At 72.2% G+C, this 9,543-nt stretch carries 8 protein-coding genes; 7 read left to right on the top strand and 1 reads right to left on the bottom strand.

The genetic code is table 11. The features are described 5' to 3' along the window. Together IT293_18045 and IT293_18040 are read left to right on the top strand one after the other, a co-directional pair. On the top strand, window positions 1–512 hold a 512-nt coding region (locus IT293_18045; protein ID MCC6766564.1), incomplete at its 5' end, for a hypothetical protein. Next, a complete protein-coding gene (locus IT293_18040; protein ID MCC6766563.1) occupies window positions 512–1,075 on the top strand; it encodes an NADAR family protein in 564 nt (187 codons plus the stop codon). The genes IT293_18045 and IT293_18040, both read left to right, overlap by 1 nt. A gap of 37 nt (window positions 1,076–1,112) precedes the next feature. On the opposite strand, the gene IT293_18035 is transcribed toward IT293_18040, so the two are convergent. Beyond that, complete coding sequence (locus tag IT293_18035; GenBank protein ID MCC6766562.1) at window positions 1,113–2,657, bottom strand: VCBS repeat-containing protein; 1,545 nt, start codon at window positions 2,655–2,657, stop codon at window positions 1,113–1,115. Window positions 2,658–2,741: 84 nt separating this feature from the next. Here IT293_18035 and IT293_18030 point away from each other — a divergent pair, with 84 nt between their 5' ends. The 5 genes from IT293_18030 (at window position 2,742) to IT293_18010 (ending at window position 9,535) form a co-directional block, all read left to right on the top strand. Then, window positions 2,742–4,478 (top strand): proline--tRNA ligase, encoded by a 1,737-nt coding sequence (locus IT293_18030; protein ID MCC6766561.1) that lies wholly within the window; start codon window positions 2,742–2,744, stop codon window positions 4,476–4,478. 5 nt (window positions 4,479–4,483) lie between these two features. Next, entirely contained in the window at window positions 4,484–4,663 is a 180-nt protein-coding gene (locus IT293_18025) for a hypothetical protein (protein ID MCC6766560.1), read from the top strand. 218 nt (window positions 4,664–4,881) lie between these two features. Beyond that, window positions 4,882–7,341 (top strand): Flp pilus assembly complex ATPase component TadA, encoded by a 2,460-nt coding sequence (gene tadA / locus IT293_18020; GenBank protein MCC6766559.1) that lies wholly within the window; start codon window positions 4,882–4,884, stop codon window positions 7,339–7,341. A gap of 38 nt (window positions 7,342–7,379) precedes the next feature. Continuing rightward, entirely contained in the window at window positions 7,380–8,345 is a 966-nt protein-coding gene (locus tag IT293_18015; GenBank protein ID MCC6766558.1) for an FHA domain-containing protein, read from the top strand. Window positions 8,346–8,347: 2 nt separating this feature from the next. Then, window positions 8,348–9,535 (top strand): hypothetical protein, encoded by a 1,188-nt coding sequence (locus tag IT293_18010; protein ID MCC6766557.1) that lies wholly within the window; start codon window positions 8,348–8,350, stop codon window positions 9,533–9,535. Window positions 9,536–9,543: the final 8 nt, after the last annotated feature.

Here is a 9,543-nt window from a genome sequence, read left to right as displayed (position 1 = left end):
TGGCGGGCGACGAGTCTGCGACCGCGGTCAAAGCGGCCTACCAGCTGTGGTACGGCAACAAGCACCTGCCGCCGTCGCCGGACCTCGAGCCGGCGTGGAAAGCGGTCAAGTGCGTCGCAGCGGGAGACGGCAAGCTCAGCGAGGCGGAGCGCGCGTTCCTGATCGGCAAGATGCACGCGCTGCACACGCCGGAGCCGGTGATCGAGGCGGTGCTCGCCTTCGACGTGCGGAGCGAGTCTCCGGGCAAGCTCCTCGCGCGACTCTCGGTGCCGACCGACGCGCGCGCGTCGCTCGGCGCGTGGATCGTCTACGAGGCGTTGTCGGTCGCGCTCGCGGACGGCGAGATCGCAACGGGCGAGCTCGATGCGGTGCAGCGCATCGCGGCGACGATGAACGTACGCAGCGCCGTCGTCGATGCGCTCGCCGAGATCGTGCGCGACGAGGCGAAGCTGCGCGATCGACGCGTCGCCGCGCTCCGCGGCAGCACCGCGGCGGCGTTGCTCGGCGAGTGATCGACGCCCTCGGCACGCCCGCGACCGTCGAGGAGGTGATCCGGCTCTCGGCGTCGGGCGCTCCGCTGCGGTTTCTCTGTTTCTACGGGCATTCGGTGCCTTCCGACGGCTCGATCGGCTCGACGTGTCTCAGCCAGTGGTACCCCGCGCCGTTCGTGGTGGGGGGCACGCGGTACCCGACGGCGGAGCACTGGATGATGGCGGGCAAAGCACGCCTGTTCGCGGACGACGAGATGCTCGAGGTCATCCTCGCGTCACGCACGCCGAGCGAAGCGAAGAAAGCGGGTCGGCGCGTACGCGGCTTCCGGCCCTCCGACTGGGAAGCGGCGCGGTTCGATCTCGTCGTCGAGGGCAACGTCCACAAGTTCAGCCAGAACGAAGCCCTGCGCGACTACCTGCTCGCGACGGGCGACGCGGTGCTGGTGGAAGCCAGCCCGCGCGATCGCATCTGGGGCATCGGGATGAGCGCGACGAACCCGAACGCCACGATCCCGGCTCGCTGGCGCGGTCGAAACCTCCTCGGCTTCGCGCTGATGCAAGCGCGCGCGCGACTCAAGGTCTGACGAGCTCGGCACGAACGGTTGTTCGTGACCGGGTCAGTCACCGCAGCTGAACGGTCGTCGCATGCGTCGCGCGCGGCATCGGCACGAGCTCGGTGGGACCCTCCCGCGGTGGAGCGCCCGCCGCGCGCATCGAGATGCCGAGCGCGATCTGCAGCACGACGCGATCACGTTCGGGATGGGCCGGCTCGTGCGAGACGCCGAGCCACGCGAGGTCGAGCGCTCCGTCGCCGTCGAGATCGGCCATCGCGAGGTCGATGGGATGGAAGGCGCTTCGCACCAGCTCGAGCACCTCGAAGCTGCCGCCCGGCTGCGAGCGTTGGACCGAGATGTCCCACCACTCGGGGCCGAAGTACGTGTCGGTGCCGAGCGCGACGACGACGTCGGTGAGGCGATCTCCGTCGACGTCCACCGGCAGCTGGACGCGCTCGAGGGCCAGAGCAACCGGCCGCGGCGGAGGGATCTCGTCGCGCCCACCCGCGAGCAGACGAGACTCTCGCTCGCCGCGGAGCAGGATCTCCGACTTGCGATCGCCGTCGAGATCGACGCGCCACGCACCGTACGCGAGCACGTCGGAGAACGAGCGTGCGTCGCCGAACCCGCCGCGTCCGTCTCCGGTCAGGACGGTCAGGCCGCCTCGCGCCTCGTGCGCGATGACGAGATCGTCGCGTCCGTCTTCGGTGAGATCGACGGCGGCGACGCTCACGGTCTCGGTGCCGTCGGTGCGGATCGCGGCGATGCGCGTCGGGCGCGGGCCGCCGCGAAAGACGCGGACCTCGTTGGTCTCGTTCGCGTACCAGTTGCCCATGTGGCCGACGAGGATCTCGTGACCGGGGCGCCCGTCGAGCTCCGCGCTGGCGAGGCTCGTCACGTTCGCGGGGCCGAGCGCGATCGGTCGCGTGCCCACGCGCGCGGCGCCGCGGACACCCGGCACGACCCACGCGCCGCCGAGCCGTGGTCCGCCCCGCTCCGAGAGGCGAGAGCAGCCGAGCACGACGTCGCCGAGCGAGTCGCCCGTCACGTCGGCGATGACCGGCCGCGCCTCGACCTCGAACATGCCGGCCTCCGCGTCCGGCTCGTCGAGCGTCGCGACGACCCGTGGCTGGCCGCCGGCGAGATCGACGACGTGCGCCATGCCGTTGCACGCGACCACGAGCGACGCTGCGGAGCCTCGACCGATCGCGCCTGCGTGCACGCGCGCCCGGCTTCCCGCGCACACGTCGTACGCGACGGCCGTCCCGCGCGCGACGCTCGAGAGGGCGGCATCCGAACCGCTGTCGTCCGAGACCGACGCATCGGCCGTCGTCGTGTGGGTGCCGCCGCCATCGGTCGTCGCTTCCGCATCGCCTCCGCTGGCGTCGCCGGAACCTGCGAGCTCCTCCACGACCTGGGTGCCGAGGTCCGTCGTCGTCGCGGCGTCCTCTGCGGCTCCGGCGGCGCCGTCGGGCCCGCCGTCCTCGCCGGAGCTCGGCGGCGGCTCGCGGGCCAACCACGCCGCGAGCGCCAGCAGACCCCAGATGGCGCCGATCACGCCGAGCCCGATCAGCGCACCACCGAGCTTGCTCTCCTTCTTCGGAGGCGCCACGTGCGCCTTCGTACCGCGACCGGCTCGGGTGCGAAAGCGCGCTGGCCTGCCGGTCGGCGCCCGGATCTGCTATCCACGCGGCCCATGCGCTACTCGCAGGCCTTCATCCCGACGCTCAAAGAGGCCCCGGCCGAAGCCACCCAGCCGTCGCACGTGCTTCTGCTCCGCGGCGGCTTCGTGCGTCAGGTGGGCGCGGGGATCTACGACTTCCTGCCGCTCGGTCACCGTGTGCTCGGCAAGGTCGCGCAGGTGGTCCGGCAGGAGATGAACGCCGCCGGCGCGCAGGAAGTGCTGATGCCGGGGGTGCTGCCCGCCGAGTATCTGCGCGAGAGCGGGCGATGGGATGGCTTCGGCGACATCCTTCTGAAGATCAAAGATCGCAAGCAGGGCGAGTACGCGCTCGGCCCGACGCACGAAGAGATCATCACCGACATGGTCCGGCGCGACGTCCGCAGCTACCGGCAGCTGCCGATCAACCTCTACCAGATCCAGATGAAGTTCCGCGACGAGCCACGACCGCGCGCCGGTCTCCTGCGCTGCCGCGAGTTCTTGATGAAGGACGCGTACTCGTTCGACGTGGACGAGGCGGGCGCCCTCGCGAGCTACGCGACGATGCGCGAGGCGTATCGCCGGATCTTCAAGCGATTGGGGCTCGATTTCCGGATCGTGGCTGCCGACAGCGGCGCGATGGGCGGTGACACGAGCGCCGAGTTCCAGATCCTGGCGCAGACCGGCGAGGACGACATCGTCGCGTGCGGGTCGTGCGACTTCGCAGCCAACGTCGAGGTCGCGCCGGCGGCACCTCCGTCGGCGGAGCGCGCCGCGCCGAGCGGCCCCATCGACAAGGTCGCCACCCCCGGTGCGAAGACGATCGACGAGGTGGTCGAGTACCTCAATCGCAAAGGATCGCAAGGCCCCATCGACGCTTCGCGGCTCCTGAAGTCGCTCGTGTACGTCGCGGGGAGCGAGCTCGTGCTCGTCGTCGTCCGCGGAGACCACCAGGTCAACGAGGTGAAGCTCGCGAAGGTGCTGCGGGTGCCGCAGGTGTTTCTCGCGAGCGAGGCGGACGTCGCGAAGGCCTTCGGGACGCCGGTGGGATTCGTCGGGCCCGTCGGGCACGCGGGACGAATCGTGGCCGACCACGCCGTGTGGAGCGTCGCGGACGGCGTGTGCGGAGCGAACGAGAAGGACGCGCACCTCGTGCACGTCGCCTACGAACGCGACTTCCGTGCGGAGCTTCTGGACTTGCGATCGGCGCGCGACGGCGATCCCTGCCCGAGGTGCGGCGCGGGGCTGCGGGCGTATCGCGGCATCGAGGGTGGGCACATCTTCGTGCTCGGGACGCACTACAGCGCGAAGATGGGCGCCACGTTCCTGGACGAGAAGGGCGAGAGCAAGCCCATCGTGATGGGCTGCTACGGCATCGGCGTCTCGCGTCTCGTGGCCGCCGCGATCGAGCAGCACCACGACGCCGACGGGATCCTGTGGCCGATGCCCATCGCGCCGTACCACGTGATCGTGACGACCGTCGGCAAGGACGAGCAAGTCGCGCTCGCGGGGCAGGCGCTCCACGATGCGCTCGCGGCGGCCGGCGTGGACGTGTTGCTCGACGATCGCGACGAGCGTCCGGGCGTGAAGTTCAAGGACGCCGACCTTCTCGGCATCCCGCTGCGGGCGACGGTCGGCGGCAAGGGCCTCGCGCGCGGAATGATCGAGCTGAAGGCGCGCGACGCGAAGGCCGCCGAGGACGTGACGATCGCCGAGGCCGCGGTCGTGATCGCGAAGCGCGTGCAGGACGCTCTCGCGGCGGCTGCGGGCTGACGAACGTGGCCGAGGTCGATCCGCCGCGACGGTCGCTCGCGCCGGAGCTGGTGCTCCTGGTGGTCTTCGTGCTGCTCGCCGTCGTGGCGGTCGCCGTCACGCCGGAGCTGCGTGACGCGATCCTCGGCAGCCCGCCTCGCCCTGCCGAGGACGCTGGCGCAGCCGTCGTTCCGGCGGGGGAGTGAGGTTTTCGGGCCGCTCGGCAGGGCCGAGTTGCTCGGGTCTGTTGACCCATCGCGCCTGCCTTTGTTTCAATAGCCGCCGAGGCAGTGTGCCTCCCTGGCAACGTGCGCCCCGCGCGCGGTGTAGGCTCGTTTTCCGCAAGCCCTCTTTCGTGAGGGCAAGGTCGCCGGATCGTGGGGATCTCCCGTGATCACGAAGCGACCGGAGGACTCCGACGCGAATGTTCACGCTGGTCATCACGGAGAAGGGCGGCGCCCAGAAGCGGATGGACTTCGACAAGTCGGAGATCACCATCGGCCGCGTGCAGGGCAACGACGTCATCCTGCCGAAGGGCAACGTCTCCAAGCGCCACTCGCGCATCGTCCTCAAGGACAACAGGTTCATCGTCGTCGACCTGAAGAGCACCAACGGCACGTACGTGAACGGTCGCAAGATCACGTCGCCGCTGGTCGTGAAGAGCGGCGACAAGATCTACATCGGCGACTTCATCCTGACGCTGGAGGAAGCGGCGGGTGCGGGGGCGGGTGCCGGCGCAGGTGCGGGTGCGCCTTCGGCTCCGCCGCCGGAGCCCGCGGCCCCGAGCCCGCCGGCGTTCAGGTCACCCACCGCGGCGCCTCGCTCCGTGCCCGATCCCGCGCCGCCTCCGCTGATGGGCGGACCGATGAACGGCCCGGGCATGGGGCCGCCCCCACCGATGGGTGGTCCTCCGCCGCTCGGAGCGCCTTCGGGCCCACCGTCGGTCGTGGCGTCGCCGCCCGCGATGCCCACGCCCGCGGCCGCGCCGGTGGCGATGGGTCCGCCTCCGCTGGGAGGACCGATGGGCGCGCCGATGAGCGCGCCCATGGGGGCGCCGCCGATGGCCGCGCCGCCGCCGATGGGCGCACCACCGATGGGCGCACCACCGATGGGGCCGCCGCCGATGGGGCCGCCGCCGATGGGACCTCCGCCCGTCGCAGCGACGCCGATGGGTGGCGTCGCATCGGCAGCCGCGATGGGTGGGCCACAGGCCGCCGTTCGGCGGAGCACCGCGTCGCCCGTTCCCGGCCCGCCCCCCCAACAGCGCAGCCCCGAACGTTTCCCGCTCGAAGAGGAGCCCTCCGAGGAGTACTCGGCCGCGGGAGGGGGAGCCATGGCTGCGGCTGCGGCGCCCGTTCGCGCCGTCCCGGCGCCCGCCGCCGTGGGGCGAGCTTCGGGCCCGGCCGCGGTGCCCTCTGCGCCCGCGCCGCCCGTGCCTGCGGCTTCGCCCATGGGCCCCCCTCAGGGCGCGCGCGGGCCCTCGCGCGTCCCGGGGCCGCCCGTGCCGTCGTCGGGACCGCTCGCGCGCGGGCCGGCTGCCGTGCCTCCGTTGCGTCCGGTGCAGGGTGGCGCCGCGCCCGCAGCCGCGGCTGCTGTGCCGGCTGCGCGTCCGGCGCCGCCACCGCCGTCGGGCGGACCGCCGAACGTGCTGCGGTCGATCCTCGATCGTGTCGCGCAGTCGCTCGACGTCCGGTCGGTGGACGTCGCCCAGCTCCGTGACGAAGGCCATTGGGACCGTGCCGAGCGTGCCATCGCGCAAGTCGTCGAGCGCATGGCCGGCGAGGGCGCGTTGCCGCCGGCGGCGGACCGGAGCGGGCTCGCGCGCGACGCGCTGCACGAAGCGGTGGGCCTCGGTGCGCTCGAAGAGCTGCTCGCCGACGACGCCGTCACCGAGATCCACGTCAACGGTACCGAGCCGGTCGTCGTGGAGCGCGACGGTCGCCTCGAGACCACCGAGCGCGCGTTCTCGTCGGAGGACGCGATCGTGACGGCAGTGCGTCGCATGATCGCGCCGCTCGGGCGCGACCTCACGGGTCCCGTCGTCGACGCTCGCCTCGCGGATGGGACGGCGCTGACCGCGATCCTCGCGCCCGTCGCCGTGCGAGGTGCGTTCCTTTCGCTGCGTCGTGCGAGGCGGACCGCGTCGTCGCTCTCGGCCCTCGTCTCGGCGGGCGCGATGTCGCAGGGCGTGGCCGAGTTCCTCGAAGCGTGCATGGCCGCGCGGCGCAATGTGCTCGTGGCGGGCTCGTCTTCGATGGATGCGGCGACGCTGGTGTCGGCGTTGTGCGCGGCGACGAGCGGCAGCGAGCGCGTGCTCCTGGTCGAGCCGGCGCCCGAGGTCGCCGCGCCGAGCCACGTCGTGACGCTCGAGGCGAGCAGCGGCGCCGACGGCGCGTCGCCGGTTCCCATGCGGCAGGTCCTCGGGGCGGCGCTGCGTGCGCGCGCCGACCGCCTGTTCGTCGGGGACCTGCGCGGCGCCGAGACGCGCGACGCCGTGGAAGCCGCGGCCGGTCGCGACGGCGTGGTGCTGTCCATCGCTGCTCCCGGTCCGCGCGAATCGCTGACACGGCTGGAGCAGTGTGCGGCGCTGGCCGGCGAGTCGAGCAGTCATTCGGTTCGCGCGCTGGTCGGGGCGGCCATTCACGTCGTGGTCGGTATCGCGCGGCAGTCGGACGGCGTTCGCCGCGTGACCTCCGTGCACGTGGTCGACGGCGCGAACGATGGCGGGTACGCGAGCGCCGACGTGTTCGTGCTCCAGAGCGGCGGCGTCGACGCCAACGGCGCGCTCGTCGGACGATGGGTGCCGAGCGGATACGTCCCGCCCTTCGTCGAGCAACTGCGTGCGGCAGGTGTGGCCGTGGGCAACTCGATGTTCCGCGAGTGAAGGCGCCGCGCGTCGGCGCTCGCGGCGGGTTTTGAGCGATGGCGACGCTCGTGGTTCGTGACCGCAAGGGCAACACGGTGGCGCGGCTGGACGTGTCGCCGAGCCGACCGGTTCACGCGGGCCGGACGGCCGAGAACGAGCTCGTGCTGAAGGAGAACAGCGTCTCGCGGCGGCACGCGTGCTTCGAGTACCAGGAGGGCCGCCTCATCGTGCGCGACATGAAGAGCGCCAACGGGGTGCTCGTCGCAGGCGTGCGTATCCGCGGGCCGAAGCCCGTCGTGGCGGGCGACCGCGTCCGCATCGGGAGCTTCGACGTCGAGGTGCTCGACGAGGCCGGCAAAGAAGGCGCTGCAGAAGCCGCCTCCGCTCGCCTCGTCGCGCTCGACGGTCCTTATCGCGGTGAGTCGTTCGCGCTCGACAAGGAGGTCGTCACGGTCGGTCGCGTCGCGGGCAACGACATCGTGCTCGAGGACGCGTCGATCTCGCGGCGCCACGCGAAGATCACTCGATCGGGCTCGACGTGGACCGTCGAAGACCTGGGCAGCTCCAACGGCAGCACCGTCGGGGGCGGCAAGATCACCAAGTCGGTGCTGAGCGACGGCGATCGCGTCGGGTTCGGCGACGTGATGTTCCAGTTCAAGTCGACCGGAGGGGCGGCGAAGCGGCCCGCCAAGGCTTCCGAGCCCACCGACCACGTTCCGAGCCGCGCGTCGCCGCCGCCATCGGCTGCGCTGCCGGCCCGAGCCGCTCCGCAGCTCGACGCGATCCGACCGCCACCGCCGCGCGAGATGCCCGAGCCCACGCCGTTGGTTCCCGCGGTCTCCCCGATGCGGCCGATGCCGGCGTCGGGACTCGAGCTTCCGACCGGGCCTGCGCCGGCATTCGACGACGAAGGGGCCGCGCCCGCGGCGGGCGGGCGTATCGTGCAGATCGTGCTGCTCCTCGCGGGATTCTTCGCGCTCGCGGGGCTTTCGGCCGCAGTGGCCTGGATCCTGACGGAGTAACGATGCGCGCACTTCTCACGGCCGAGATCGAGCGAACGACCGCACGCGGCGCGTCGCAGGGCCTCGGTCGCTGGCACGCGCTGCCCACGCCGGTCGCCTTCAGCCCCCGAGGCCGCATCGCGTTCGTCTCCGCGCCCGACACGGTGCGCATCGTGTCGATCATCGGGGGCGACGTGCTCGCCGAGGTCGCCGTGCCCCGGAACGTGTGCGCCCTCGCGTTCGCCAACGAGAGCCTCCTCGTCGGGATCGCCGCGCCACACATGTCCGATCCGCCGATGCTGGTGCACATGCGGGCGGACGGTTTCGTCGCGACGCAAGCACTCGCGCTGCCACCGGTGGCGGCCGTCACCGTCTCGAGCGCGCGTACGTTCGGTGACGCGGTGTTGTTCACCGGCGAGGCGCGCGTGCGCTTCGGGCTGCGTGCCCCGGTCGATCCCGCGCTGCCTGCGTGGGTCGAGACCGACTCCACCGATCAACCTTCGACCTTCATCACCGCGCTCGACGGCAGCGCGATGCTCCGGATCGTGACGCGGGGCGGCGTCAACTCGACCATCGTCACCGCGGAGCCCACGGGCGCGGCGTCGCTCACCATCGCGGAGCTCCCGCTGGCGGTCGATGCGGCGCAATGGGTCGATGGGCGCCACGTCGTGGTGGCAGGTGCCGCGGACAACCGGTTCGCGCCGCCTCGGGTGCTCGCCGGGATCGATCCGGTCAACGGCGCGGAGCGATGGCGTCTCGGCGGTGCGGCCGCCAACGACGCCAACGCGCGCCTCGCCGTGGAGTGGTTCGCCGCGGGATCGAGCCGGATGCCGGTGCGCGCCGACCGCGGGGCCGTCGCGCTGCTGCACCGCGCGAGCATCAGCGCGCCGGCGCAGGTCAGCGCGATCACGATCGAGGGCGAGATCCTGTGGACCACGGACGCGCCCGCGACCGCCGCGTTCGACTGGCTGGCGGGCGGCGAGCTGGTGTTCACGGACGTCGGTGGCGACGAGCTCCACATCGTGCGCGGCGAGGTGGGCGCCGTCGAGCGTCTCGTGCCCCTGCCGCCCGCGCGCGAGGAGCTCGACGCCATCGTGGCTCGCCTCGAGGTCTCGCCCGATCACCGCATCGTCGTGCTCTCCCGCGTCGAGGCGTGGACGGAGCACCTCTGCATGATCGACTCGGAGCTGCTCAGCGGCGTGCTGACCTGATCACGCGG

Source organism: Deltaproteobacteria bacterium (assembly GCA_020848745.1).
Classification (GTDB): domain Bacteria; phylum Desulfobacterota; class Binatia; order UTPRO1; family UTPRO1; genus UTPRO1.
This window is presented reverse-complemented; position numbering and strand designations above follow the sequence as displayed.

Excerpts from the sequence above, each read along its gene's own strand:
- tadA (MCC6766559.1), top strand. The coding sequence starts at position 4,882 with ATGTTCACGCTGGTCATCACGGAGAAGGGCGGCGCCCAGAAGCGGATG.
- IT293_18030 (MCC6766561.1), top strand. The coding sequence starts at position 2,742 with ATGCGCTACTCGCAGGCCTTCATCCCGACGCTCAAAGAGGCCCCGGCC.
- IT293_18010 (MCC6766557.1), top strand. The coding sequence starts at position 8,348 with ATGCGCGCACTTCTCACGGCCGAGATCGAGCGAACGACCGCACGCGGC.
- IT293_18015 (MCC6766558.1), top strand. The coding sequence starts at position 7,380 with ATGGCGACGCTCGTGGTTCGTGACCGCAAGGGCAACACGGTGGCGCGG.